19 protein-coding genes and 5 pseudogenes are annotated in these 25,599 nt (G+C 68.6%); 21 read left to right on the top strand and 3 right to left on the bottom strand.

Annotated elements, in window-relative coordinates:
- Positions 1 to 85: 85 nt before the first annotated feature.
- From eccCa to T428_RS35525, 9 genes and pseudogenes are all read left to right on the top strand, one after another.
- A pseudogene (eccCa, locus tag T428_RS29190) lies at positions 86 to 3,747 on the top strand (type VII secretion protein EccCa).
- Positions 3,744 to 4,976: a type VII secretion-associated protein gene (locus T428_RS0117780; RefSeq protein WP_025737530.1), complete on the top strand. Its 1,233-nt coding sequence runs from the start codon at positions 3,744 to 3,746 to the stop codon at positions 4,974 to 4,976. The pseudogene eccCa and the gene T428_RS0117780 overlap by 4 nt, the downstream one beginning before the upstream one ends.
- 104 nt (positions 4,977 to 5,080) lie before the next feature.
- Positions 5,081 to 5,407: a WXG100 family type VII secretion target gene (locus T428_RS0117775; protein WP_036468338.1), complete on the top strand. Its 327-nt coding sequence runs from the start codon at positions 5,081 to 5,083 to the stop codon at positions 5,405 to 5,407.
- Between the two features lie 12 nt (positions 5,408 to 5,419).
- Entirely contained in the window at positions 5,420 to 5,716 is a 297-nt protein-coding gene (locus T428_RS0117770; RefSeq protein WP_025737528.1) for a WXG100 family type VII secretion target, read from the top strand.
- 239 nt (positions 5,717 to 5,955) lie between these two features.
- Positions 5,956 to 6,399: a 50S ribosomal protein L13 gene (gene rplM / locus T428_RS0117765; protein WP_025737527.1), complete on the top strand. Its 444-nt coding sequence runs from the start codon at positions 5,956 to 5,958 to the stop codon at positions 6,397 to 6,399.
- A gap of 116 nt (positions 6,400 to 6,515) precedes the next feature.
- The gene (gene rpsI, locus T428_RS0117760; RefSeq protein WP_156942989.1) at positions 6,516 to 6,911 is read left to right on the top strand and encodes a 30S ribosomal protein S9; all 396 of its coding nucleotides are present in this window, start codon (positions 6,516 to 6,518) and stop codon (positions 6,909 to 6,911) included.
- Between the two features lie 148 nt (positions 6,912 to 7,059).
- Complete coding sequence (gene glmM / locus T428_RS0117755; protein ID WP_025737525.1) at positions 7,060 to 8,397, top strand: phosphoglucosamine mutase; 1,338 nt, start codon at positions 7,060 to 7,062, stop codon at positions 8,395 to 8,397.
- A 41-nt stretch (positions 8,398 to 8,438) separates the two neighbouring features.
- The gene (locus T428_RS0117750; protein WP_036468335.1) at positions 8,439 to 8,756 is read left to right on the top strand and encodes a hypothetical protein; all 318 of its coding nucleotides are present in this window, start codon (positions 8,439 to 8,441) and stop codon (positions 8,754 to 8,756) included.
- Between the two features lies 1 nt (position 8,757).
- Positions 8,758 to 10,136: pseudogene (locus T428_RS35525) on the top strand (hypothetical protein).
- 24 nt (positions 10,137 to 10,160) lie between these two features.
- On the opposite strand, the pseudogene T428_RS29185 reads toward T428_RS35525, so the two are convergent.
- Both T428_RS29185 and T428_RS0117725 read right to left on the bottom strand, forming a co-directional pair.
- A pseudogene (locus T428_RS29185) lies at positions 10,161 to 11,202 on the bottom strand (LLM class F420-dependent oxidoreductase).
- Between the two features lie 69 nt (positions 11,203 to 11,271).
- Positions 11,272 to 12,111: a dienelactone hydrolase family protein gene (locus T428_RS0117725; RefSeq protein ID WP_025737521.1), complete on the bottom strand. Its 840-nt coding sequence runs from the start codon at positions 12,109 to 12,111 to the stop codon at positions 11,272 to 11,274.
- Between the two features lie 189 nt (positions 12,112 to 12,300).
- Here T428_RS0117725 and glmS point away from each other — a divergent pair, with 189 nt between their 5' ends.
- From glmS to T428_RS0117705, 4 genes and pseudogenes are all read left to right on the top strand, one after another.
- Positions 12,301 to 14,169, top strand: a complete 1,869-nt coding sequence (glmS, locus tag T428_RS0117720; protein ID WP_025737520.1) for a glutamine--fructose-6-phosphate transaminase (isomerizing) — start codon at positions 12,301 to 12,303, stop codon at positions 14,167 to 14,169.
- A complete protein-coding gene (locus T428_RS0117715; RefSeq protein WP_025737519.1) occupies positions 14,162 to 15,040 on the top strand; it encodes a DUF4436 domain-containing protein in 879 nt (292 codons plus the stop codon). Before glmS ends, T428_RS0117715 begins: the two co-directional genes overlap by 8 nt.
- Positions 15,041 to 15,148: 108 nt before the next feature.
- A pseudogene (locus tag T428_RS29180) lies at positions 15,149 to 15,988 on the top strand (DUF4436 domain-containing protein).
- A 75-nt stretch (positions 15,989 to 16,063) separates the two neighbouring features.
- A complete protein-coding gene (locus tag T428_RS0117705; protein ID WP_211243975.1) occupies positions 16,064 to 16,741 on the top strand; it encodes a rhomboid-like protein in 678 nt (225 codons plus the stop codon).
- On the opposite strand, the gene T428_RS0117700 is transcribed toward T428_RS0117705, so the two are convergent.
- Positions 16,738 to 17,661 (bottom strand): class I SAM-dependent methyltransferase, encoded by a 924-nt coding sequence (locus T428_RS0117700; protein WP_025737517.1) that lies wholly within the window; start codon positions 17,659 to 17,661, stop codon positions 16,738 to 16,740. The two genes, T428_RS0117705 and T428_RS0117700, sit on opposite strands and share 4 nt — an antisense overlap.
- A 69-nt stretch (positions 17,662 to 17,730) precedes the next feature.
- Here T428_RS0117700 and T428_RS0117695 point away from each other — a divergent pair, with 69 nt between their 5' ends.
- The 8 genes and pseudogenes from T428_RS0117695 to tsaD all read left to right on the top strand — a co-directional run bounded on the left by T428_RS0117695 (position 17,731) and on the right by tsaD (position 25,554).
- Positions 17,731 to 19,149 carry a bifunctional ADP-dependent NAD(P)H-hydrate dehydratase/NAD(P)H-hydrate epimerase gene (locus tag T428_RS0117695; RefSeq protein ID WP_025737516.1) on the top strand — a complete coding sequence of 473 codons (1,419 nt, stop codon included), beginning with the start codon at positions 17,731 to 17,733 and terminating at the stop codon, positions 19,147 to 19,149.
- 31 nt (positions 19,150 to 19,180) lie between these two features.
- The gene (gad, locus tag T428_RS0117690) at positions 19,181 to 20,545 is read left to right on the top strand and encodes a glutamate decarboxylase (protein WP_156942988.1); all 1,365 of its coding nucleotides are present in this window, start codon (positions 19,181 to 19,183) and stop codon (positions 20,543 to 20,545) included.
- Positions 20,546 to 20,649: 104 nt separating this feature from the next.
- On the top strand, positions 20,650 to 21,816 hold the full coding sequence (gene alr / locus T428_RS0117680) for an alanine racemase (RefSeq protein ID WP_025737514.1): 1,167 nt from the start codon (positions 20,650 to 20,652) through the stop codon (positions 21,814 to 21,816).
- Positions 21,817 to 21,868: 52 nt separating this feature from the next.
- Positions 21,869 to 22,922 (top strand): annotated as a pseudogene (locus T428_RS29175) (alpha/beta fold hydrolase).
- Complete coding sequence (gene tsaE, locus T428_RS0117670; RefSeq protein WP_036468329.1) at positions 22,915 to 23,388, top strand: tRNA (adenosine(37)-N6)-threonylcarbamoyltransferase complex ATPase subunit type 1 TsaE; 474 nt, start codon at positions 22,915 to 22,917, stop codon at positions 23,386 to 23,388. Before T428_RS29175 ends, tsaE begins: the two are co-directional and overlap by 8 nt.
- On the top strand, positions 23,373 to 24,068 hold the full coding sequence (tsaB, locus tag T428_RS0117665; protein ID WP_025737512.1) for a tRNA (adenosine(37)-N6)-threonylcarbamoyltransferase complex dimerization subunit type 1 TsaB: 696 nt from the start codon (positions 23,373 to 23,375) through the stop codon (positions 24,066 to 24,068). The genes tsaE and tsaB overlap by 16 nt, the downstream gene beginning before the upstream one ends.
- Entirely contained in the window at positions 24,065 to 24,532 is a 468-nt protein-coding gene (gene rimI / locus T428_RS0117660) for a ribosomal protein S18-alanine N-acetyltransferase (protein ID WP_025737511.1), read from the top strand. The genes tsaB and rimI overlap by 4 nt, the downstream gene beginning before the upstream one ends.
- Entirely contained in the window at positions 24,529 to 25,554 is a 1,026-nt protein-coding gene (gene tsaD / locus T428_RS0117655; protein ID WP_025737510.1) for a tRNA (adenosine(37)-N6)-threonylcarbamoyltransferase complex transferase subunit TsaD, read from the top strand. Before rimI ends, tsaD begins: the two co-directional genes overlap by 4 nt.
- The last annotated feature ends 45 nt before the right edge of the window (positions 25,555 to 25,599 follow it).

The following is a 25,599-nucleotide window of genomic DNA, read 5'->3' as shown; positions in this document are numbered from 1 at the left end:
CGCCGCAGTGGCATTCGGTTATCCACAGGCGAGTTGCGGCCGATCCCGGCGTTGCTTACCGTCGTCGCACGCGGGAGGGGCCGATATGACCGAGGTGTTCGTGCCCGCGGCGCGACAGTTGCCGCCGCAGGTCGCGGCCGCGGACATCGTCGTCGCGGCACCGCCCGAGCTGCCGCAGCCGACAAGTCCGCTGCTGCGCCTGCTGCCCGTCGGCATGTCGATCGCAACTCTGGGGGCGATGGCCCTGGCCTTGCTGTCGAGCCCGGCCGGGACCCGCAACCCGGCGTGGCTGGCGTTGCCGATGATGATGCTGGTTTCGGTGGTGCTGACCTCGATCGCCCAACGAGGCCGTCGACACGGCGGCCAGATCGGCGCGGACCGGGCCGACTATCTGGATTATCTGACCCGGCTGCGCCGATCGGTAGCCGAAACAGCTGCCGCACAGCGTGCTTCACTCACATGGCACCATCCCGATCCCGCAGTGCTGTGGGTATGGATCGGTGGCCCCCGGATGTGGGAGCGGCGATCGTCCGACCCCGACTTCTGCCTGGTTCGCGTCGGCATCGGGACTCAGCCGCTGTCCGGCAGGCTGATAGCGCCCGAAATCGCGGCCGGGCAGCGCAGCGATCCGGTCACCACCGCGGCCGCGCGGCGCTTCGTGCGCACCCACGAGGCCCTCGCGGACGTACCGGTCGCCGTCGACTTGACCGCGACCGCGGCGCTCACCGTCGACGGTGATCCGGCGCGGGTGCGCGCGCTGCTGCGTGCGCTGATCTGCCAGCTGGCTGTGCTGCACCCCCCGGATCCATTGCTCATCGCAGCGGTGATCGACGGCCCGAACCGGGTCCACTGGGATTGGCTGAAGTGGTTGCGCACAATCAACATCCGGCCGCCTGGGATTCGGTGGGCGCCGCCCGCATGGTGTATCAAAGCGTGGCCGAGGCGCGCAGCGCGCTGGCCGATACCGGGCGGCGGTCGCACGTGGTGGTGATCGTCGACCTGGCCGGGCACGGCGAATTCGACAGCGCGGGCGACCTAGCGGGCGTGACCGTCATCGAGATCGGTCCCGGCCGGATCGGTTCGCCGGTGACGATCGCGCACGCCGGTTCGGTTGCTGCGTTGGCGCGGCCCGATCGGATGGATTCGCTGGACGCCACGATATGTGCGCGCCGGCTCGCGGCGTACTCGGCGTCCAACGGGGTGGGCGATTCGGGTTGGCCGGGCCTGGTCGAGCTGGACGATGCCGCGCATTTTGATCCGATCACGCTGTGGCGCAGCCGAGATCATCGGGACCGCCTCCGCGCGCCGATCGGAAACACCGTCGACGGACTGCCGCTCGAGCTCGACATCAAGGAACCCGCCGAGCACGGTATGGGGCCGCATGGGCTCTGCGTGGGCGCAACCGGATCGGGAAAATCCGAGCTGTTGCGCACCGTGGCGCTCGGCATGATGGTGCGCAACGGTCCGGAAGTGCTGCACCTGCTGCTCATCGATTTCAAAGGCGGGGCAACGTTTCTCGACTTGGCCGATGCTCCGCACGTCGCGGCGGTCATCACCAACCTGGCCGATGAAGCGCCGCTGGTCGCGCGGATGCGAGACGCCCTGGTCGGCGAGATGAACCGTCGCCAACAACTGCTGCGCACGGCGGGGTGTGCCAGCGTGGCGGCCTACGAGCAGGTGCGGCGGGCCGCAGCGACAATGACCGCCCTGCCCGCGCTGTTCATCATCGTCGACGAGTTCTCCGAACTGCTAAGCCGGCATCCGGATTTCGCCGACATGTTCGTCGCGATCGGTCGACTGGGCCGGTCCTTGAGCATGCACCTGTTACTTGCCAGCCAACGGCTCGAGGAGGGGCGGCTGCGCGGACTGGAAGCCCATCTGTCGTACCGCATCTGCCTGAAGACACTGTCCGCCGGTGAATCGCGCATCGTCTTGGGGGCACCCGACGCCTACGAGCTGCCGAGCACACCCGGAGCGGGATTTCTGCGCTGCGGCAGTGCAGAGCTGATCCGCTTCCAAACCGCGTTCGTGTCGGCGCCGGGCGGCGTGCCCCGTGGCGTGACGCGCGCGCGCTTGCCGACGCCCGCGACGGTCCAGCTGTTCACCGCGCACGCCGTGGGACCCATCGCCCGCGCCGCCGATTCAACAGATTCGTACGCGCCCACCATCCTGCAGACCGTGCTGCAGCGCCTGTCGGGCCACGGGCCGCCGGCCCACCGCGTTTGGCTGCCCCCGCTGGGGTCGGCGCCGCCGCTGGACAGCCTGCTGCGCGACGCGGGAGCGGGACAACTGAGAGTGCCGATCGGCATCATCGATCGGCCCCTCGAGCAGCGCCGGACACCGATGCTGGTCGACTTGTCCGGGGTGGCAGGCAATGTCGCGGTCGTCGGCGCTCCTCAGTCGGGCAAGTCGACGGCGCTGCGGACGCTGATCACCGCGTTGGCGGCCACTCATGACGCCGACCGGGTGCAGTTCTACTGTCTGGACTTCGGCGGTGGAACGCTCGCCTCGCTGCGCAGGTTGCCACATGTCGGAGCGGTCGCGAGCCGCGCCGAGCCGACGCTCGTCGTGCGCATGATCGCCGAGATCGCGTCCACGCTGCGCTCCCGCGAGGTCGGTTGTGGCGAACGGTCCGCCGACGTCTTTCTGGTCGTCGACGGCTGGTCGGCGTTGCGCACAGCGCACCCGGACGCCGAGGAGACGGTCACTGCCATCGCCGCACAGGGGCTTTCGTTTGGCGTCCACGTGGTGCTCTGGGCATCGCGCTGGGCGGATATCAGACCTTCGCTGAAGGATCAGATCGGCTCCCACATCGAATTGCGTCTAGGTGATCCCGCGGATTCCGAGCTCGACCGGAAACGGGCGCACCAGGTGCCCCGGGACCGGCCGGGCCGCGGCCTGTCCCGGGACGGTCTGCACATGGTCGTTGCCCGGCCGATCGACGCAGACGAATTGTGTTGCCGCACCGGTGAATCGGCCGCCCCGCCCATACCGCTGCTGCCCACCCGGGTGAGTCACGATGCCGTCGTCGAACAGGCCGACGACGGGGCCGACATGCAGATCCTTATCGGTCTCGAGGAGCGCCGGCTACGGCCGGTCGCAGTCGATTTCGAGCGGAACTCGCACTTGCTGATCCTGGGGGACAACGAATGTGGAAAGACCGCTACGCTGCGCACGCTGTGTCGCGAAGTCGTCCGGACGAAGACGGCCGCGCAGGCACAGCTGCTGATCGTCGACTTTCGGCGCACGCTGCTCGGAGTCGTGGAGTTGCAGCATCTCGGCGGCTACGCGATGTCGCCGGCCGCGCTGCGGGCGCTACTGCCGGACCTGCTCGATCGGTTACGGGACAGGCTGCCCCCGCCGGAGTTGACCCAGCAGCAGCTGCGCGCCAGGTCGTGGTGGTCGGGCCCGGACATCTATATCGTCGTCGACGATTACGATCTGGTCGCCACGCCAGCGGGAAACCCGCTACTGCCCATGCTCGAATACCTGCCGTACGCAAGAGATCTGGGACTGCACGTGATCATGGCCCGGCGCAGCGGGGGAGCGGCGCGCGGCCTGTTCGAGCCGCTACTGGCCGGCCTGCGGGAGATCGGCTGCCTGGGGTTGATGATGAGTGCGCGGCCGGATGACGGTTCGCTGTTGGGCCCGGGCCGCCCGGCACGGCTGCCCGCCGGGCGCGGTGTTTTGGTCACCGATGCCGGCGACGAACTGGTGATCCAGGTGGGTTGGTGTCCGGCACCGTGAGCGGGCATCGCACCGTCGTTGCGACCGGACCCGGGGCGATGCGCCGGCTGTGTTGTGGCGGCGCTCCGGTCGACCGCGAGGTCTCCGAAATCCTGCACGCGGCGCTGGAGGCCATCGATGACCACGTGGCGTTGGTCGACGGGTCACCGGTCGCGGTCGATTCCTTGCGGCCTAGCGCGCTGCGTTCCCTGGACTGTGTAAACCCGCAGGGGCACAGGGCGTTTCGGATAGTGCATCCGTCGTGGTGGCCGTCGTCACGGCTCGACGTCGTCACCGCTGCTGCGGGGAGCCTGTCCGACGACGTCGAGGTGCGGCCACGGTCGTGGTTGCTTCGGCAAGCGTCGAATGCCAGGCCGGAATCCGTGGTGGTCGAGATCGCCGAGCGGCTGGTGGCGATCGTGAGCGACGGTGTCGTCGCGGTCGCGCGCAGCGCAGAGCCGCCGGCGGTGGCCGAGGAGGTCGCGCGCCATGTCGGCGAGATGGTCTGCGGTGCAACCACTACCGTGCTGATCGACATGCCCGACAGCATTGCCGGGGCGCCGGCGTTGGCCACGTTGATCGCCGGGAGTCTGCGCCAACGCGGTCAGCGCACAATGCGGATCGACGACGCCCGGCTGTCGCGACTGGCGCGAGCGGCGACCGTCAAGCCTGGGGTCAGGATGCCGCAGCCGCAGAACGCCGGTCGGCGATCACGGGCGCGGGTGTTCGGTGGGCTGGTGGCCGCCGCCGCGGTACTGGCCGCGACGGTGTCGGCGATAGCGACGGGCGGTCAGCGCCCAATTGCGCCCGTGGCGGCGGCGCAGACGACATTTCTGGTCGAAGGCCGGGTTGCGTTGACGGTGCCGGCGAACTGGCCGACGCAACGGGTGATCGTCGGGCCGGGCTCGGCGCGGGTGCAGGTCACGTCGCCATCCGACCCCGAAGCGGCATTGCACATCACACAGTCGCGCATTCCCGGCGAGACGCTCAGTGTCACCGCGGACCGGTTGAAGCACGCCATCGACAGCGAGCCGGCCGGGGTGTTCGTCGACTTCAACCCGGCCGGGTTTATCGCCGGCCGGGCCGCGGTGACGTATCGCGAAGTCCGCGACACTCATCAGGTGCGGTGGGCGGTGCTGGTCGACGGATCGGTTCGGATCGCTGTCGGATGCCAGAGCCGGCCGGGCGGTGAGGATGCCGTCCGCGGCGCCTGCGAGGAGGCGGTGCGATCGGCCCATGCGATCGGATGAGTCTTCAGCGACGGCAAATCGGATGGAACCGAAGCCGGCCGCGCGTGGTCGTAGTTGATATCGGACGCGTGGTCGTAGTTGATATCGGAGTGGAAAGGAGAACGGTGAGTACACCGACGGGTGCGAACACGTTGAGCACCGACTTTGATCTGATGCGCTCGGTGGCGGGAACGACGGACACCCGCAACGAAGAGATTCGGGCGATGCTGCAGGCGTTCATCGGCCGGATGACCAGCGTGCCGGCATCGGTGTGGGGCGGGCTGGCCGCCGCCCGTTTCAAGGATGTGGTGGACCGCTGGAATGCCGAGTCGTTGCGGCTCTACCAGGTGTTGCACACGATCGCCGACACGATTCGGCACAACGAGGCCACGCTGCAGGTGGCCGACCAGAGCCATGCCCACCACATCGGCGCCGCCGGTGCGGACCTGTGAAAGGAGGTTCCGGTGGACCCAGTGCTGTCCTATGACTTCGGCGCAATCGAACACTTGGTACGCCAGGAGATCCACACCACCGCGGCTCGTCTCAACGCCGCTCTCGACGAACTGCGCTCGCAAATCGCCCCGCTGCAGCAGCTCTGGACCCGCGAGGCGGCCTCCGCCTACCAGGCTGAGCAGCTCAGATGGCACCAGGCGGCCACCGCGCTGAACGAGATCCTGGTGGATCTGGGAAACGCGGTGCGCGACGGCGCGGACGAGGTGGCAAGCGCCGACCGCCGGGCCGCCGGCGCCGGGGCAAGGTAGCCGCGATCATCAGCCACTGTGTGGTCCTGGCGGAAAGGAGAGCCGTCGGGACCACACAGTCATTTTGACCTGCGGGGATGTGGGTCGGTAAGCTGTTCCGTTGGCGTGCGGAACGCCGGGCCTCGGGTCAATGTCGGTCGCCGAGATCAACCCCAACCGCACACGCCTGACCGGCACCCGGCTCGAACCGGGATCCGACCCCGAGCTGAACGGCTCGCAAATAGAAAGTGATAAGCGCTGTGCCCACCTACGCGCCAAAGGCGGGTGACACCACGCGGTCGTGGTACGTCATCGACGCCACGGACGTAGTGCTTGGCCGTCTTGCCGTCGCGGCAGCCACCCTGCTGCGCGGTAAGCACAAGCCGACGTTCGCCCCCAATGTCGACGGTGGTGACTACGTTATCGTCGTCAACGCCGACAAGGTCGCCATCAGCGGCGGCAAACTGCAGAGCAAGCTGGCCTACAGCCACTCGGGGTATCCCGGCGGGCTGCGCAAGCGCACCATCGGTGAGCTGATGGAAAAGCACCCCACCCGCGTCGTCGAGAACGCGATCGTCGGCATGCTTCCGCACAACAAGCTCAGCAAGCAGATCCAGCGCAAACTCCACGTCTACGCCGGCCCGCAGCACCCGCATACCGCGCAGCAGCCGGTTCCGTTCGAGATCAAGCAGGTGGCCCAGTGACCGAACCCAACCTGGAAACCAACGAGGACACGACCGAGGTGGTAACAGAGGCGACCACCGAGGAGACCTCGGCCGAGCCCGCCGCCGAGGCTCCCGCGGCCAAGCCCAGCGAGCCGATCGTGCTCGAGCGGCCCATCCAGACCGTCGGCCGCCGCAAGGAGGCCGTGGTCCGGGTGCGCCTGGTCCCCGGCACCGGCAAGTTCGACCTGAATGGCCGCAGCCTGGAGGCGTACTTCCCGAACAAGGTGCACCAGCAGCTGATTAAGGCCCCGCTGGTCACCGTCGATCGGCTGGAGACCTTCGACGTCTACGCGCTTCTGCACGGCGGCGGCCCGTCGGGTCAGGCCGGTGCGCTGCGGCTGGGCATCGCCCGGGCGCTGATCCTGGCCCAGCCCGACGACCGGCCCCCGCTGAAGAAGGCCGGCTTCCTCACCCGTGACCCGCGCGCCACCGAACGCAAGAAGTACGGCCTCAAGAAGGCCCGCAAGGCACCTCAGTACAGCAAGCGCTGATCCAGCGATCACTTTCTGGCCGCGACCGCGTCTCGTTGTGCGTCATTTGTGCGCCGCATTCGGGGTGTCGTCGCACCAACGTGCGCGGTTGCGGTCACAAAAGTAAGTGCGCTTTGTGCGCATGACGTCACTGTGAGAGGTTTGTCCGATGGGTCGACTATTCGGCACCGACGGTGTTCGCGGAGTCGCCAATCGCGAATTGACTGCTGAGCTGGCACTATCGCTGGGCAGCGCGGCCGCGCGGCGCCTGGCGGGTCCCGGAAAACCGGGCCGGCACGTCGCCGTGATCGGCCGCGATCCGCGGGCCAGTGGCGAAATGCTCGAAGCCGCGGTGATCGCCGGGCTGACCAGCCAGGGTGTCGACGCGCTGCGGGTGGGGATCCTGCCCACCCCGGCGGTGGCCTACCTGACCGGCGCCTATGACGCCGACTTCGGCGTGATGATCTCCGCATCCCACAACCCGATGCCCGACAACGGCATCAAGATCTTCGGCCCCGGCGGCCACAAGCTGGACGACGACACCGAGGACCAGATCGAACAGCTGGTCGCCGCGGGCCCGGGCCTGCGTCCAATCGGCGCCGGACTCGGCCGCGTCATCGACGCCGAGGACGCCGCCGATCGCTACCTGCGCCACGTCGGCAAGGCCACCACCCAACCGCTCGACGGCCTGAGCGTGGTTGTCGACTGCGCGCACGGCGCGGCGTCGTCGGCCGCACCGCGCGCCTACCGCGCCGCCGGTGCCCGGGTCATCGCGATCAACGCCGAGCCCAACGGCCTCAACATCAACGACCGCTGCGGATCCACCCACCTGGATTCGCTGCGCGCCGCGGTGCTCGCACACGGCGCCGACCTGGGCCTCGCGCACGACGGGGACGCCGACCGGTGCCTGGCGCTGGACGCCAGCGGCAAGATCGTCGACGGCGATGCCATCATGGTCGTGCTCGCGCTGGCCATGCAGGAAGCCGGCGAGCTGGCGTCCAACACCCTGGTCACCACCGTGATGAGCAACCTCGGGTTGCACCACGCCATGCACTCGGCGGGCGTCACCGTGCGCACCACCGGCGTCGGCGACCGCTACGTGTTGGAGGAGCTGCGCTCCGGCGAATACAGCCTGGGCGGCGAGCAATCCGGCCACATCGTGATGCCCGCGCTGGGCTCCACCGGCGACGGCATCGTCACCGGCCTGCGGTTGATGACGCGCATGGTGCAGACCGGCTCGTCGCTGGCCGACCTCGCCGCACCCATGCAACCGTTCCCGCAGGTGCTGATCAACGTCACGGTCGCCGACAAGACCACCGCGGCCGCCGCTCCTGCGGTGCGCAGCGCGGTCGACGAGGCCGCGGCCGAACTCGGCGATACCGGCCGAATCCTGTTGCGCCCCTCGGGAACCGAGCCGATGATTCGGGTCATGGTGGAGGCACCCGAAGAAGATATTGCGCAGCGGGTGGCCGCTCGGGTCGCCGAGGCGGTCAGCGCCCAGCGCTAATTCGCCGGAACCCGGGCCGGGCCCCCGGCGTCGGATTAGGCATGGGGATAGGACACGCCACTTTCGACCGCACCGGTATCGACGTCGCCGCGGTGCATCGGGTTGCCGATCAGTTGCGGGCCGCCGCCGAACTGGTCGACAGCGCCGTCTGTGATCACTTGGCGGCCTTGGCATTCAGCGGCGTGACGGCCGGGCGGGCCTACACTGCGCGCGGGGATGCGCTGCGGGCCGAGCTGGAACGGTTGACGGCGCAGTTGTCGCAGTGGTCACGGGCCTCGGTCGCGATCGCCGTCGCGCTGCGGTCCGGCGCGCAGCGCGACGCCGACGCCGAGCTGTACGCCGCCGCGCGGATCGCCTGACGTGGCCGACTGGTTGGACGTCGCCGGGCGCCTCGCCGAGGGCGGTGCAGCTGTCGAGCACACCGAGGTCTACGTACGGGCTTGTCAGGCAACGGGATACGCGCACCTGGACTTGACGTCACACCCGTCGGCGATCCGGGACTGGTTCGACAGCGAAGACGGCCTCGATCTTCATGTTCTCGACCGCGACTGCACCCAGCTGCGGGCAGCCGGCGTCGCGGCCCTGGAGGGTTTGCGGATTCAGCACGACCAGGTTGCGCAGCTCGCGGCGGCATGGACCGGGGCGGGAAGCGAGGCCGCCATGGCGTTCCTGCAACGCCATTGCGACACCGCCACCGTGGTGGCCAACGAAGTGCGCGCGGCCGCGCAGCGGTGCGAATCGCTACGGGACAACTTGTGGCATCTGCTCGACTTCAAGGTCGGCTCCGCCGTCGCCATCGACGATCGCAGCCAGGCGCAGCGACCGGCGTGGTTGGCCGCCGCCGCGGCGGTGACGGCCGGGGCGGGACAGCGGTCGAGCGCCGAGCAGGTCGTCCGTGGGCAGGTTATGTCCCACGTGGACAACGATATTCGCAACGACTGGCTCAACGTCATGCGTTCCTCGCTGGCCGCGTTCGGGTCCGCCTACGACATGATGAACGACCGGATGCGTGCCGCGCCCGCGGCGTATTTCGACATGCCCGATGACCTCGGGCCGGGTTTCCCACCGCCCTCGCCGGCGCCTGCCCCGGTGTCACCTCCGGCGCCTGTTTCGCCGGCGGCGACAGCGCCCGCCGCTGTGCTGCCCGGTGTTGCGGAGCCGCCACCCGCGCCGACGACCCCGATTCCGCCGGCACCCTTGTCTGACCTTGTGCCACCGCTCTCGGACGTGGGTGCCGGGCTCGGCGATGGCTCGGCCCTACCGGCGGGTGGCGGCGGACTCGGCGATCTGGGCGGAGGGTCGGCCGGCCTGGGCGGACTCGGCGGATTGGCCGGCCGAATTGTCGACGCGTTGGGCGGTCTGCTGGCTTCGGCGACCGACGAGCCGGGCCACTCTCCGGGGTCTGGCGATCCGGTGGAAGACCCCTTCGACGACGATGACGATCCGTTCGATCCCGACGACGAACGGGACGACGCTGACGACGAGCAGGCCGACGTTGACGACGAGCGGGACGAGGCTGACGCCGAAAAGACCGGTGAGCCAACGGAATCGAAGTCGCCCAACCGGTGGCCGCGGCGACTCCTGCCGAGTCGCCACCGCTACCGGTTGACGGACCACCGCCCGCGACCGCGCCCGTCCTGGCGGCGGCACCCGCGCCCGCGGCCGCTCCGGCACCGCCGACCGACGGGTCGACACCGTGTGAGATCGCCGCAGACCAGGTTCCGCAGGCTGGGCAGTGACGCCGCAGGCTGGGCAGTGACGCCTCAGGCGCCGCGCAGTTCGAGCACCTCTTCGACGAAACGCACGGCCTCTTTCGCGTCCGCCGCGGCCGGACTGGCCAACAACGTCGTCACACCGGACTCGGCGAACGCGGCGATGCGCTCCTTGACGAAACCACGCGGGCCGATGCGACATCCCCCGCACCAGCTCGTCGGGCACCAGGTCGATCGCCTCACTCTTGCGGCCGAAAAGGTACAGCTCCTGGATCTTGTCCGCGACCTCGCCGTAGCCGTAACGCGTCGCCAGGTTGTGATAGAAGTTGCGGCCTTTTGCGCCGATACCCCCGAGGTAGAGCGCCAGCTGCGGCTTGACCCAGGCTAGCCGCTCCTCGACGTGGTCGCCGATCGCCACCGACGCGTGCACCATGACGTCCAACGTCCCCAAGACGGGATCCCACTTGGCATTGCCCGCGGCCAGCGCCTCGCCCCAGACGGTGTGCGCCCGCTCCGGCAGGTAGAAGACCGGCTGCCAGCCCTCGGCAATCTCGGCGGTGAGCTCGACATTCTTCGGGCCCAGCGCCGCGATCGTTATCGGAATACGTTCGCGCACTGGGTGATTGATGAGCTGAAGCGGTTTGCCCAAACCCGTCCCACGGTCCGCGGGCGACGGCAACTGGTAGTACTTGCCGTCGTATTGGACCCGCTCCCGGCGCCACACCTTCCGGCAGATCTCCACCACCTCGTGGGTGCGGCCGAGCGGGGCATCGAACGCGACGTCGTGGAACCCCTCCATCACCTGCGGGCCCGACGTCCCGATGCCGAGGCGGAATCGGCCGTCCGACACGAAATCCAGTCCGGCGGCGGTCATCGCCAACAGCGACGGCGTGCGGATATAGATGGGAACCACGCCCGTGGCCAACTCGACGGTGTTGGTCTTGGCCGCCAGATACCCCAGCTGGCTGATGGCGTCGTAGGAATACGCCTCGGCTACCACGGCGACGTCGAGGCCGCTCTGCTCGAGTTCGACGATGCGGTCCACGGCTTGGTGAAAGCCGCCCGAGTAGTCCAGAGCGATTCCGATACGCATGAACGACACTTAATCACGCCGGGCATCGCGGGCCGCCGGCCATCCCGGAGCAGCGCAGATGCCGTCTCGTCACTTCAGCAGTGCGACGATCTTCTCTTCGAGGGCGACCGGTTCTGCCTCGCGATCGATCGCAGTTGTCTTGGGCAGCACCACATCTGGATCGGCGAAGTCGCGATAGGTTTTGTCGCCGCCCAGCGTGGCGAGCAGGTATCCGGTCAGCAGGGCACGGACCGATCGCTGAGTGCGCCGGTCGGAGCCGGGCAGCCCGAACACCGACGCCAGGCGTCGGCCTTCGCCCAGTCCACGGGGTTCGGCTTTGCTGACCATTCGCAGCGTGGCCGACTTCCACGCCCTGGACAATGCCAGCGCGTTGGCGTTCAACGCCTTTGGATCTCCCGGTGCGGTCAGGATCAAGCCCGGGACCTTCAGCGACGCCGCCGGCTGCTCGGCGCGCGGAGTCGTGACGGTCGGGAACACCGCGACCGCCGCTGCCAACGACGTCGGCATCCCGGCCGCTGCGAAGACGGCGGCCGAGGCCCCGAAGCCGTGGCCCACCACCCCGAGCTTGGCGGGGTGCACGCTGATATTGCCCGGTCCCAGCCGCACACCGGCGACGATGTCGAGCGCGGTGCCGAGATCGGAAGCCAGATCGAGTACCGACGGCGCCAGCCCGCGCTCGGTGTCGGGCGCGCCGGCCACGATGCCCCAGGACGCGAGATGCTCGAGCAGACCCGAATAGCGCGCGGTGCTGGTGAGCCAATCGTGGCCGAAGGCGATGCCGGGCAGGTTCAGGCCCGACTCGGGGGTATAGACGACGCCTGGCAACCCGGCAAACGCCAGGTCACCACGCAAAACCCGGTGCGGGCCACGACGGCTGAGGGCGGTGACGAGCTTGCGGATGCGGGCCACCCGTTGACGTTAGCGGGCAGGGGTCCGACGAGTCCATGTGACACCGTGCACCGGTGACTGTTGCACCAGGGCTTCGAGGGTGTACTCAGGGCGACATAGCGGCACAAACCGCCCTGAACGCGGGTTCGAGCACCGCACCGAGGCTCGCCGCAGCCGGGTCGGGCCGGCATCTGCACTACCCTGGTCACAATGTGCGGAATTGTCGGCTACGTGGGGCGGGCCCCTGCCTGCCACGTCGTCATGGACGCACTTCGCCGCATGGAGTACCGCGGCTATGACTCCTCGGGTATCGCGCTGGTCGACGGGGCGGGCAAGCTCACCGTGCGCCGACGGGCCGGGCGGCTGGAGAACCTGGACAAGGCCGTCGCCGACATGGGGGACCTGGGGGCCACCACCGGCCTGGGCCACACCCGCTGGGCCACCCACGGTCGCCCGACCGACCGCAACGCCCACCCCCACCGCGACGCCGCCGGCAAGATCGCCGTCGTCCACAACGGCATCATCGAGAACTTCGCGATCCTGCGTCAGGAGCTGGAAGCGGCCGGCGTCGAGTTCGCCAGCGACACCGACACCGAGGTCGCGGTGCACCTGGTCGCCCGGGCTTATCGCGAGGGGGAGACCGCCGGCGACTTTGCCGCCTCGGTGCTCGCGGTGCTGCGCCGGCTAGAGGGCCACTTCACCCTGGTGTTCGCCAACGCCGACGAGCCCGGCACCATCGTGGCCGCCCGCCGGTCGACGCCGCTGGTGGTCGGCGTCGGCGACGGCGAGATGTTCGTCGGCTCCGACGTGGCCGCCTTCATCCCGCACACCCGCAACGCCGTCGAACTCGGCCAGGACCAATGCGTGGTGCTCACCGCCGACGGCTACCGGATCACCGATTTCGACGGCAACGCCGACTTGGGGCCCGGGGCATATCGCGAATTTCATATCGATTGGGATCTGGCCGCCGCCGAAAAGGGCGGCTACGAGTACTTCATGCTCAAGGAGATCGCCGAACAACCCGCCGCGGTGGCCGACACGCTGCTCGGCCATTTCGTGAACGGCCGCATCGTGCTCGACGAGCAGCGGCTCTCCGACCAGGAACTGCGCGAGGTCGACAAGGTATTCGTGGTCGCCTGCGGCACGGCGTATCACTCCGGGCTGCTGGCGAAGTATGCGATCGAGCACTGGACGCGACTGCCGGTGGAGGTCGAGCTGGCCAGCGAATTTCGGTACCGGGACCCGGTTTTGGACCGCAGCACGTTGGTGGTGGCGATCTCGCAGTCCGGTGAAACCGCGGACACCCTGGAAGCGGTTCGGCACGCCAAGGCGCAGAAGGCCAAGGTGCTCGCGATCTGCAACACCAATGGCTCGCAGATCCCCCGCGAGTGCGACGCGGTGCTCTACACCCGCGCCGGGCCGGAAATCGGTGTGGCGTCGACGAAGACCTTCCTGGCCCAGATCACCGCCAACTACCTGGTCGGCCTGGCGCTGGCGCAGGCCCGCGGCACCAAGTACCCCGACGAAGTCGAGCGTGAATACTGCGAGCTGGAAGCGATGCCGGAGATCGTGTCGCGGGTGCTCGCGACGATCGAACCCGTTGCCGCACTGGCCTATCGGTTCGCCCAGTCCTCGACCGTGCTGTTCCTCGGTCGCCATGTCGGCTACCCGGTGGCGCTGGAAGGCGCGCTGAAACTCAAGGAGCTGGCCTACATACACGCCGAGGGCTTCGCCGCCGGCGAGCTCAAGCACGGCCCGATCGCGCTGATCGAGGACAATCTGCCGGTCATCGTCGTGATGCCGTCACCCAAGGGATCGGCTACGCTGCACGCGAAGTTGATGTCCAACATCCGCGAAATCCAGACCCGCGGTGCGGTGACCATCGTCATCGCCGAGGAAGGGGACGATACCGTGCGCCCCTACGCCGATCATCTGATCGAAATCCCTTCGGTGTCAACGCTATTGCAACCGCTGCTGTCGACCATCCCGCTGCAGGTGTTCGCGGCGTCGGTGGCACAGGCCCGCGGCTATGACGTCGACAAACCGAGAAACCTGGCCAAGTCGGTCACGGTTGAATAGCCGGCGCACGCTGTTCGGCATCATCGGTGTCGTACTGTTCGTCGCCGCCTACGCCATTTCCGTTGTGCTGTATATCGACGGCGGAGTGGGCCACCCCAATGTGGTGGTGCGCGGTCCGTCGGCGCCCGACCTTACCAGGGTGACCATCGACGTACAGGAAGTTCAGTCGGCCAACAGTCTGCTGGTTGCCAACATCACGGTGTATCCCGGCCCCGAGCTGCTGGACCCGCTGACCCACAATCTCAAGGACGATCTCACCGTCGCGGTCACCTCAGCGGTGACGGCCAGCAAGCGCACCTGGCCGAAAGGCACGCTGTCCGACGTGTTTCGCATCTCGCTGGTCCTCGAGGGCGAGGTCGCGTCATGGCCGTTCGACGAATACCATTCGGGGCCCATCATCGCCGCGCTCATCTCGGGTGCGTCCACCAAAGTGCCGGCGTCGGTGACCCTGGTCGACCGGATTCTCGGCTGGGACATCGAATTCAATCGCATCGCCGAGTCCGATCTGTACGGTCCATACCTGGTGGACTTGTTCCGATCGTCGAGCACCGTGGCGTTCGGGGTGGTGATCCTCGGCGTGCTGATCGCCCTGGCCATCTTCGCGCTGTTTGTCGCGGTGCAGACGGTGCGGGACAAGCGAAAGTTCCAGCCGACCACGACAACGTGGTATGCGGCGATGCTGTTCGCAGTGGTGCCGCTGCGCAATGCGCTGCCCGATTCGCCTCGGATCGGCGTCTTCATCGATGTGACGATCGTGCTCTGGGTGACCGTCATCCTGGTGATTTCGATGGGGCTCTACATCTCGTGCTGGTGGAAGCATCTGCGGCCCGAACCCGCTGAGCTCGTGTCCTTCTCGAGGGACCGCGGGTAGCCGAGGCTTCGAAGGTTTAGTATCTCTGGCCGGGACGCATCTGAGGCAGCGCAGTCAGCGGGGGAGACAATCTTGGCATCGAATGGCTTCGCCAGCGGCACCCGGTTCATGCAGTTTTCGATCATGGGTCTGGTCATATTTTTCGTCGGTGCCTACATCACCACGATCGCGTTGTACGCCAGGTCCGGATGCGGCTGCCCGCTGCAACTCACCTCGGGCAAGCCGGCGGCCGACGGGACTACCGTGACGATCGACTTCCTCGAACTTCAGTCGATGAAGGGCGCGGTGCAGAGCAACGTCACCGTCACGCCGGGGCCCGGGCTGCTGGATCCGGTGACCCGCGGCCTCAACATCGACTTCGCCGCCGTCGTGCACTCCGCGGTCACGCCTAGCAAGCGCGCCTGGACGAAGAAAATGCGGCCGGGCGAATACCCTGTCCCGCTGACGATTAGCGGTGATCCGTCGGTGTGGCCGTTCGACCGGTACCGCTCGGGGCCGGTCACCATCGACCTCATCTACGGCACCGAGCGACCCGAGCAACTCCCGGTGAAGTTCGTCGACCGTGTCTCCGGTTGGAAGCTTTCCGTTGCGGGCGAGGGAAATCCGCAGTCGCCGTACCGAGTCTAAATGCGTCGTTCGCCAAGCATCGCGGTGTTCGCCGCCGTCGTTATCGTGGTGATGCTCGCGCTTGCCGGAGTGGGCGCCTTCGTGGCCATTCAGACCGCGCGCGATCGCCGAAAATTCCAGCCGCCGATGACGACGTGGTATGCGGCCATGCTCTTCGCGGTGATACCACTGCGAAACGCGCTGCCCGACGCGCCCCCGATCGGATCGTGGGTCGACGTCACGGTCACGCTTTGGGTCATCGTCACATTGGTGATTTCCATGCTGCTCTACGTCTATTGCTGGTGGCGGCATCTAAGACCCGAGGCCGAAAAGGCGGCATAGCGGTTTGCCGAAGCCGCCGGGCATGCGAAGGTGGACGCCGTGGCGGATGGACCGGTGGGGGCGCGACTGAAGAGCTTGGCTCTCGGAATCTGGCATTTCGTCAGCGGCGCGCCGCTAACCTACGGCTGGCTGTTCGTGTTGATGATCACGACGCTCATCCAAACCCAACTGTCCGGGCGGCAACTGCATTCGGTGTTGCTGCATCGCTCCACCAACATCCACGAGTTGGGCACCGATCCGCTGTCCGTGTTGTTTTCCAGCCTGCTGTGGATCGACGGTAAAAGCCTGGAGCCCTACCTGCTGCTGTTCACCTTGTTTCTCGCTCCGGCCGAACATTGGCTCGGCCACTTGAATTGGCTCACCGTGGGATTGACCAGCCACATCCTGTCGACCTACATCAGTGAGGGCATCCTGTACTTCGCGATCGAGGAGCACGACGCGTCGGAACGGCTGGTGCGCTCAGGCGATATCGGGGTCAGCTATTTCCTGGTCGGCATCATGGCCGTGCTCGCTTATCGGATCGCGCGGCCATGGCGCTGGCTCTACCTCGGCGTGCTGCTGGTCATCTTCGGCTTTCCGCTGATCACGATGGCCAAACACGGGCTGAACTTCACCGCGATAGGTCACTTCACGTCGATCCTGATCGGGCTCTGCTTCTATCCGATGGCCCGGGCGAAACAAGACAAGCCTTGGAGTCCGGCGCGGGTTCGGGCCGCGTTCCGGCGCTTCCGCTCCCGCGAGGAACCCATTTAGTTGCGCGTGGCGGTGACGTATTGCAGCGCCGACATCGTCTCCTCGTTACCGGGCCTCGGCGGCAGCGACAGGCCGTAATTGGCGGCCAATTCCGGCACCGCGGTGGCGGACGTTTGCCAGCCGTGCGAGCGCAGGTACTCGACCACGTCGTTGCGCTCGCCGGCATACCACAGGTCGGTCATCTCGATGTCGAAGCCGCGTTCGCGCCACTGCTCGGTGACCGCACGAATGCGGTCGGCCATCGTCTGCACGGCATCGCCGGCTCCCCGCAGGTTCTCGGTGGCCAATTGACTTCCCGGCGCGCTGAGCTCAGTGATGTTGTCCAGCAGCCGATCCTGGGACTCCGGCGGCAGGAACGGCATCAGCCCCTCGGCGCTCCATGCGGTGGGCTTGGCGGGGTCCAATCCCGCGGTGCGTAGCGCCGCCGGCCAGTCGTGGCGTAGGTCGACGGGTACCGCGCGCCGGTCGGCGGTCGGGTGGGCGCCCAGGTCGGCCAGCGTTGCGCTCTTGAACTCGATGACCCGTGCCTGGTCGATTTCGTACACCGTCGTGCCGTCCGGCCAGGGTAGCCGGTAGGCGCGGGCGTCCAGACCCGACGCCAAGATCACCGCCTGGCGCACCCCCGCGGCGGCCGCGGTCACGAAAAAGTCGTCGAAGAAGCGGGTGCGGATGCCCATCATGTCGGCCATCCTCAGCATCCCGAAGTCGCCGTTGTCGTCCACCGCGGCCGGATCCAGCTCGCCGCTGGCGATGCGGCTGAAGAACTCCACGCCGACGGCGCGCACCAGCGGCTCGGCGAACGGATCGTTGATCAGTGGCTGGGGCGCGCGGCTGGCCAGTGCGCGGCCCACCGCGACGCCGGTTGCGGTGGCTCCCACGCCATTTCCGAGGTCCCAGGTGTCGTCATCCGTGCGCGCCACGATCCCCCCTGTCCGCGTTTGCATCGAGCCGTGCGCGACTGTACCCCTCGACATGGAATGCTTGCTGTGATGCGGCATTACTACTCCGTAGATGCGATCCGCGACGCCGAAGCGCCGCTGCTGGCCAGCCTGCCTGACGGCGCCCTGATGAAGCGCGCGGCGTTCGGGCTTGCCACGGCGATCATCGGCGAACTGACCGCCCGGGCCGGCGGAGTGGCCGGCCGGCGGGTGTGCGCCGTGGTCGGCTCGGGCGACAACGGCGGTGACGCGCTGTGGGCGTCGACCTTTCTGCTGCGGCGCGGCGCGGCCGCCGATGCGGTGTTGCTCGGCGGCGACCGCACGCACCGCAAGGGACTGGAAGCCTTCCGCAAGGCCGGCGGCCGGATCGTGGAGAGTGTCTCGCCGACAACGGATCTCGTGATCGACGGCGTGGTCGGCATCTCCGGATCGGGTCCGCTGCGGCCGGCGGCGGCCGCGGTGTTCGAGGCCGTCGAGGAGGCCGGCATCCCGGTGGTCGCCGTCGACATCCCCAGCGGCATCGACCCGGCGACCGGGGCGATCACCGGCCCGGCCGTGCACGCCGCGCTGACCGTCACGTTCGGCGGCCTCAAGCCCGTGCACGCGCTCGCCGACTGTGGCGAGGTCACGCTGGTCGACATCGGGCTCGATCTGCCGGAGACCGATCTGCTGGGGTTCGAGGCCGCGGACGTCGCCGCCCGCTGGCCGGTGCCGGGTCCGCATGACGACAAGTACACGCAGGGAGTCACGGGCATCCTGGCCGGCTCGTCGACGTATCCGGGTGCGGCCGTGTTGTGCACCGGCGCCGCGGTCGCGGCCACCTCGGGCATGGTGCGCTACGCGGGCAGCGGGCACAGCCAGGTCCTCGCGGCGTGGCCCGAGGTCGTCGCGACGCCCACCGCCGCGGCGGCCGGGCGGGTGCAGGCGTGGGTCGTCGGGCCGGGTCTGGGCACCGACGACGCCGGCGCCGCGGCATTGTGGTTCGCCCTGGACACCGACCTGCCGGTGCTGGTGGACGCCGACGGGCTGACGATCTTGGCGGCCCACCCCGAGCTGGTGGCCAGCCGCCACGCACCGACGGTGCTGACCCCGCACGCGGGGGAGTTCGCGCGGTTGGCCGGGGCGGCGCCCGGCGACGACCGGATCTCGGCCCGCAAGCTGGCCGACACGTTCGGCGCGACTGTGCTGCTCAAGGGGAACGTCACCGTCATCGCCGACCCGGGCGGCCCGGTCTACCTCAACCCGGCCGGACAGTCCTGGGCGGCCACCGCCGGATCCGGCGACGTGCTGTCCGGGATGATCGGCGCGCTGCTGGCGGCCGGACTACCGCCGGCCGAGGCGGCCGCCGCCGGCGCGTACGTGCACGCGCGCGCCGCGGCGCTGTCGGCCGCCGACCCGGGACCCGGCGATGCGCCGACGTCGGCGTCGCGCATCGTGCCGCACATTCGGGCCGCCCTGGCCGCGCTGTAGAGAGGATTTCGTTGTGCCCCAACACCCGTCCATGCCCGCCCACTCGATCGCGCCCGCCTACACCGGGCGGCTGTTCACCACGCCGGTGCCGGCGCTGCGGCTGCCCGAGGAATCCATGGACCCGGATGCCGCCTACCGTTTCATCCACGACGAGCTGATGCTCGACGGCAGCTCGCGGCTGAACCTGGCCACCTTCGTCACCACCTGGATGGATCCGCAGGCCGGGCGGCTGATGGCCGAGACGTTCGACAAGAACATGATCGACAAGGACGAATACCCGGCGACCGCGGCCATCGAGCAGCGCTGCGTGTGCATGGTGGCCGACCTGTTCCACGCCGAGGACCTGCGCGACGACGACCCGTCGAGCGTGACCGGGGTGTCGACGATCGGTTCCAGCGAGGCGGTGATGCTGGGCGGCCTGGCGATGAAATGGCGGTGGCGGGAAAAGGTCGGCAAAAACTGGACGGGCCGCACCCCCAACCTGGTAATGGGCTCCAACGTCCAGGTGGTGTGGGAGAAGTTCTGCCGCTACTTCGACGTCGAACCGCGCTACCTGCCGATGGAGGAGGGGCGCTACGTCATCACCCCCGAGCAGGTCGTCGACGCCGTCGACGAGGACACCATCGGGGTAGTAGCGATCCTGGGCACCACCTACACCGGCGAGCTGGAACCCATCGCGGAGATCTGCGCGGCGCTGGACAAACTGGCCGCCGCCGGGGGTGCGGACGTCCCGGTGCACGTCGACGCCGCCAGCGGCGGGTTCGTGGTGCCCTTCCTGCACCCCGAGCTGAAGTGGGACTTCCGGCTGCCGCGGGTGGTGTCGATCAACGTCAGCGGGCACAAGTACGGGTTGACCTACCCCGGCGTCGGGTTCGTCGTGTGGCGCAGCAAGGAGTGCCTGCCCGAGGACCTGGTGTTCCACGTGAACTATCTGGGTGGGGATATGCCGACGTTCACGCTGAACTTCTCCCGCCCCGGCAACCAGGTCGTCGGCCAGTACTACAACTTTTTGCGGCTGGGCCGCGAGGGCTACACGCAGGTCATGCAGACGTTGTCGTCGACGGCGCGCTGGCTGGGCGAGCAGTTGCGGGTCGGGGACCACTGCGAGCTGATCTCGGACGGCTCGGCGATCCCGGTGGTGGCCTTCCGCCTGCAGCGCGGCCTGGGCTACACCGAGTTCGACGTCTCCCACGAGCTGCGCGGCTACGGCTGGCAGGTGCCCGCCTACACCATGCCCGACAACGCCACCGACATCGCCGTGCTGCGCATCGTGGTGCGCGAGGGGCTTTCCGCCGACCTGGCCCGGGCCCTGCACGACGACGCGCGCACCGCGCTGGCCTCGCTGGACAAGCTCAAGCCGGGCGGGCACTACCGGGCGGAGCACTTCGCGCACTGACGGTGTAGTTTCGCGAGACTGCGACCAGCGACGCATTTCGCGACTGGCGGCGTCGGTAATCGCAGTCTCGCGGCGGATTTCCGGCTTCTGGGACAATGGCGGCCGTGGCAGCTACCCCGCTCTCCCTGACGCCGGGTGTCCTCGCCGAGGCCGTCGTGGACCTGGGCGCAATCGCGCACAACGTGCGGGTACTGCGCGAGCATGCCGGCTCCGCGCAGGTGATGGCCGTCGTTAAGGCCGACGGCTATGGCCACGGAGCCGTCCGGGTGGCCCACACCGCATTGGCCGCCGGGGCGGCCGAGCTGGGTGTGGCGACCGTCGAGGAAGCGTTGGTATTGCGCGCCGACGGGATCACCGCGCCGGTGCTGGCCTGGCTGCATCCACCCGGCCTGGACTTCGCCCCGGCGCTGCAGGGCAACGTGGAGATCGCGGTGTCGTCGGTGCGCCAGCTCGAGGAGGTGCTGGACGCGGTGCAGCGCACCGAGCGTGCGGCTACGGTGAGTCTCAAGGTCGACACAGGGCTGAACCGCAACGGCGTCCCGCCGGGCCAGTACCGGGCCATGCTGACCGCGGTGCGAAAGGCCGTAGCCGACGAGACGATCCGGTTGCGTGGGCTGATGTCGCACATGGTGTTCGCCGACCAGCCCGACAACCCCGTCAACGATGTTCAGTGCGGCCGGTTCAACGAGATGCTGGCCGAGGCGCGCGACCAGGGGGTGAAATTCGAGATCGCTCATTTGTCGAATTCCTCGGCCACGATGTCGCGTCCCGATTTCGCCTTCGACATGGTGCGGCCGGGCATCGCGGTGTACGGGCTGAGTCCGGTTCCCCAGCTCGGCGATATGGGTCTGGTCCCCGCCATGACGGTGAAATGTACTGTCGGGCTGGTGAAGTCGATCCGAGCCGGTGAAGGTGTGTCGTACGCGCACACCTGGGTCGCGCCGCACGACACGACCGTCGCGCTGATGCCGGTCGGCTACGCCGACGGTGTCTTCCGGTCGCTGGGTGGGCGACTCGACGTGCTGATAAACGGCAAGCGGTACCCCGGTGTCGGGCGGATCTGCATGGACCAGTTCCTCGTCGACCTCGGTCCCGGGCCGGTCGATGTGGCAGAAGGTGACGAGGCGATCCTGTTCGGTCCCGGCGCCGACGGTGAACCCACCGCACAGGATTGGGCCGATCTGCTCGGCACCATCCACTACGAGGTGGTCACCAGTCCGCGCGGCCGCATCGCCAGGACCTATCGCGAGGCCGAAACCGTTGAACGATGAGGAAACTCGCAGGCGCCAACGGGAAAATGCTTGGCTTGCGGGAGGGGCGGGGCTGACTGCGGTCGCCACCATCGTCGGCGCTTCGGTGCGCCGGTCGATGACGCAACGCATCACGCTCACCGACGACCCGTACGCCGACGAGGATTTCGAGCGGCTCAACAGCGACCGCTGCTACGTGGTGACCACGTCCGACGGCGTGCCGTTGGCGGTGCGTGAAGTCGGGCCGCCGGACGCCCCGCTGACGATGGTCTTCGTGCACGGATTCTGTCTGCGCATGGGCGCCTTCTACTTTCAGCGCAAGAGGCTCGTCGAGAAGTGGGGACCGCGGGTGCGGATGGTCTTCTACGACCAGCGCGGGCACGGACGTTCCGGCGAAGCCTCGCCCGAGACCTACACGCTGACCCAGCTGGGCCAGGACCTGCACGGCGTGCTGACCGCGGTCGCCCCGCGCGGCGTGATCGTGTTGGTCGGCCACTCGATGGGCGGCATGTCCGTGTTGTCGCACGCCCGCCAGTACCCGGACCAGTACGGCGTTCGCATCGTGGGTGCGGCGCTGATTTCCACTGCCGCAGAAGGAGTTACCCGGTCTCCGCTGGGCGAGATATTGAAAAAACCCTGCGGTGGAAGCGTTTCGGTTCACCGCTAGCTCGGCGCCAAAGCTGATGCACCGCGGCCGAAATGTGTCCCGATCGCTGATCGGGCCGATTCTGCGCGCAGTGTCCTACAGTGACCTGCACGTCAGCCGCAGCCTGGACGCGTTCTCCCAGCGGATGATGAACGGCACCCCGATCCCCACCCTGGTCGGGTTCCTGCGCGCGCTGGAAACCCACGACGAAACCGCCGGCCTGTGGACGCTGCTGCGGATCCCCACCCTGATCGCCTGCGGCGACCACGATCTGATCACACCGGACGAATACTCGCGGAAGATGGCGGCCTCGCTGCCGCGATCGGAGCTGGTCATCGTCAGCGAGGCCAGCCATCTGGCCCTGCTGGACAAGCCGGAGGCCATCAACGACGGGCTGGTCCGGCTGGTCAATCGAGCGGTCCCGGGCAGAATGACCCTGTGGTATCGGCGAACTCGACAACGGTTGCGGCGCCGTGGCTGAGCTGAGAACGGGATCGGGCACGGCGACCTGCGAGCGCGTCGAGGACACGATCGCGCTCGGGTCGCGGTTGGGAAAGCAGCTGCGCGCCGGCGACGTCGTGGTGCTCTCCGGCCCGCTGGGGGCGGGAAAGACGGTGTTGGCCAAGGGGATTGCGCAGGCGATGGATGTCGACGGCCCGGTCACGTCGCCGACCTACGTGTTGGCGCGGGTGCACCCGCCGCGACAGGCCGGTGCACCGACGATGGTCCACGTTGACGTCTACCGGCTGCTCGATCATCAGGGCGCCAACCTGCTCGGCGAACTGGATTCGCTAGACCTCGACACGGATCTGCACGACGCGGTCGTCGTGGTGGAGTGGGGGGAGGGCCTTGCCGAGCGGCTCTCCGATCGTCATCTCGACATCCGGCTGGAGCGGGTCAGCCACTCCGACGTGCGGATCGCGACCTGGGAATGGGGCCGTTCGTGAGCCTCATCTTGACGCTGGACACCGCGACCCCGGCGGTGACGGCCGGCGTGGTCCGCCGCGACGGCGCCGGGTATACGGTGCTGGCCCAGCGGGTCACCGTCGACGCCCGTGCCCACGCCGAACGGCTGACCCCCAACGTGCTGGCCGCGCTGGCCGAGGCCGGGCTGACGATGACCGACCTGGACGCCGTGGTGGTCGGTTGCGGCCCGGGCCCGTTCACGGGTCTGCGCGCCGGGATGGCCACGGCCGCGGCCTTCGGGCATGCGCTGGACATCCCGGTGCACGGCGTCTGCAGCCTGGACGCCATCGGAGCACTGACGACCGGCGACACCCTGGTGGTCACCGACGCCCGGCGCCGCGAGGTCTACTGGGCCCGCTACCGCGACGGGATTCGTATCGACGGCCCGGCGGTCAACGCCCCGGCCGACGTCGATCCCGGCTTGGCCACCGCGGTCGCCGGCTCGCCCCAGCTCGCGGCGCCGTTCGGCCTGCCGGTCCGCGAGCCCGTCCACCCGACACCGGCCGGGCTGGTGCGCGCGGTGACGATGCCGGGCGGGACAGCCGGAGGAGGAGCCGCGCAGTCGGCCTCCGCGGTGTCCGACTGGTCGGCGGACCCGGCGCCGCTGGTGGCGCTGTACCTGCGCCGGCCCGACGCCAAGCCCGTGGCGGCCCGGCGATGACCGCCTGCCGCGAACCTGTCACGATCGGCGAGTTGACCCGCGCCGACGCGCAGCGGTGTGCGGAGTTGGAAGCCCAGCTGTTCGACGGTGACGACCCGTGGCCGGCTGCGGCGTTCAACCGCGAATTGGCAAGTGCCCACAACCATTACGTGGCTGCGCGTACCGGTGACCTGCTCGTCGGCTACGCCGGTATCTCCCGGTTGGGCCGCACGCCGCCGTTCGAATACGAGGTGCACACCATCGGCGTCGACCCGGCATATCAGGGCGGGGGCATCGGCCGCCGGCTGCTCGGTGAGCTGCTGGCGTTCGCCGACGGCGGTGTCGTCTATTTGGAGGTCCGCACCGACAACGAGGCGGCGATCGCGCTCTACCGTAGCGTGGGTTTCGAGCAGATCGGCCTGCGCAAGCGCTACTACCGAGTCAGCGGCGCGGACGCGTACACGATGCGGCGGGAAGCACTATGACGAACATTTTGGCCATCGAAACCTCTTGCGACGAAACAGGAGTCGGCATCGCGCGGCTGGACGCCGATGGCACCGTCACGCTGCTGGCCGACGAGGTGGCGTCCAGCGTCGACGAGCATGTCCGGTTCGGCGGCGTGGTCCCCGAAATCGCGTCCCGCGCGCACCTGGAGGCACTCGGCCCGGCCATGCGCCGCGCGCTGGGCGTCGCCGGACTGGACAAGCCCGACGTCGTCGCCGCCACCATCGGCCCCGGGCTGGCCGGTGCGTTGTTGGTGGGAGTGGCAGCGGCCAAAGCGTATTCGGCCGCGTGGGGTGTGCCGTTCTACGCGGTGAACCATCTGGGCGGGCACCTGGCCGCCGACGTGTACGAGCATGGGCCGCTGCCCGAGTGCGTGGCACTGTTGGTGTCCGGCGGACACACGCATCTGCTGCATGTGCGCTCGCTCGGCGAGCCGATCGTCGAGCTGGGCAGCACGGTCGACGACGCCGCCGGCGAGGCCTATGATAAGGTGGCGCGGCTGCTGGGGCTGGGCTATCCGGGCGGCCGGGTGCTCGACGAGCTGGCCCGCACCGGTGATCGGGACGCCATTTTGTTCCCGCGCGGGATGACCGGCCCGCGCGACGATCCGCACGCGTTCAGCTTCTCCGGCCTCAAGACCGCCGTGGCGCGATACGTGGAGAGCAATCCGGACGCGGCCCAGGCCGACATCGCCGCGGGCTTCCAGGAGGCCGTCGCCGACGTGCTGACCATGAAGGCGGTGCGCGCGGCGACCGGGTTGGGCGTGCGGACGCTGCTGATCGCCGGGGGAGTGGCCGCCAACTTGCGGCTGCGCGAGCTGGCCACCGCGCGCTGCGCCGAGGCGGGCCTGACGCTGCGTATCCCCCGGCCGCGCCTGTGCACCGACAACGGCGCGATGATCGCGGCATTCGCCGCGCAACTGGTCGCCGCGGGCGCGGCGCCGTCACCGCTGGACGCGCCCAGCGATCCGGGGCTGCCGGTGGTAGAAGGCCAGGTTCGCTGAGCTCACAGCATAAATCCGTGGGAAGCAGCAGGGTGGCCTTGAGTG

It is taken from the genome of Mycobacterium genavense ATCC 51234 (assembly GCF_000526915.1).
Classification (GTDB): Bacteria; Actinomycetota; Actinomycetes; order Mycobacteriales; family Mycobacteriaceae; genus Mycobacterium; species Mycobacterium genavense.
This window is presented reverse-complemented; position numbering and strand designations above follow the sequence as displayed.

Excerpts from the sequence above, each read along its gene's own strand:
- glmM (WP_025737525.1), top strand. The coding sequence starts at position 7,060 with ATGGGTCGACTATTCGGCACCGACGGTGTTCGCGGAGTCGCCAATCGC.
- T428_RS0117750 (WP_036468335.1), top strand. The coding sequence starts at position 8,439 with ATGGGGATAGGACACGCCACTTTCGACCGCACCGGTATCGACGTCGCC.
- glmS (WP_025737520.1), top strand. The coding sequence starts at position 12,301 with ATGTGCGGAATTGTCGGCTACGTGGGGCGGGCCCCTGCCTGCCACGTC.
- T428_RS0117695 (WP_025737516.1), top strand. The coding sequence starts at position 17,731 with ATGCGGCATTACTACTCCGTAGATGCGATCCGCGACGCCGAAGCGCCG.
- gad (WP_156942988.1), top strand. The coding sequence starts at position 19,181 with ATGCCCGCCCACTCGATCGCGCCCGCCTACACCGGGCGGCTGTTCACC.
- tsaB (WP_025737512.1), top strand. The coding sequence starts at position 23,373 with ATGGGGCCGTTCGTGAGCCTCATCTTGACGCTGGACACCGCGACCCCG.
- rimI (WP_025737511.1), top strand. The coding sequence starts at position 24,065 with ATGACCGCCTGCCGCGAACCTGTCACGATCGGCGAGTTGACCCGCGCC.
- tsaD (WP_025737510.1), top strand. The coding sequence starts at position 24,529 with ATGACGAACATTTTGGCCATCGAAACCTCTTGCGACGAAACAGGAGTC.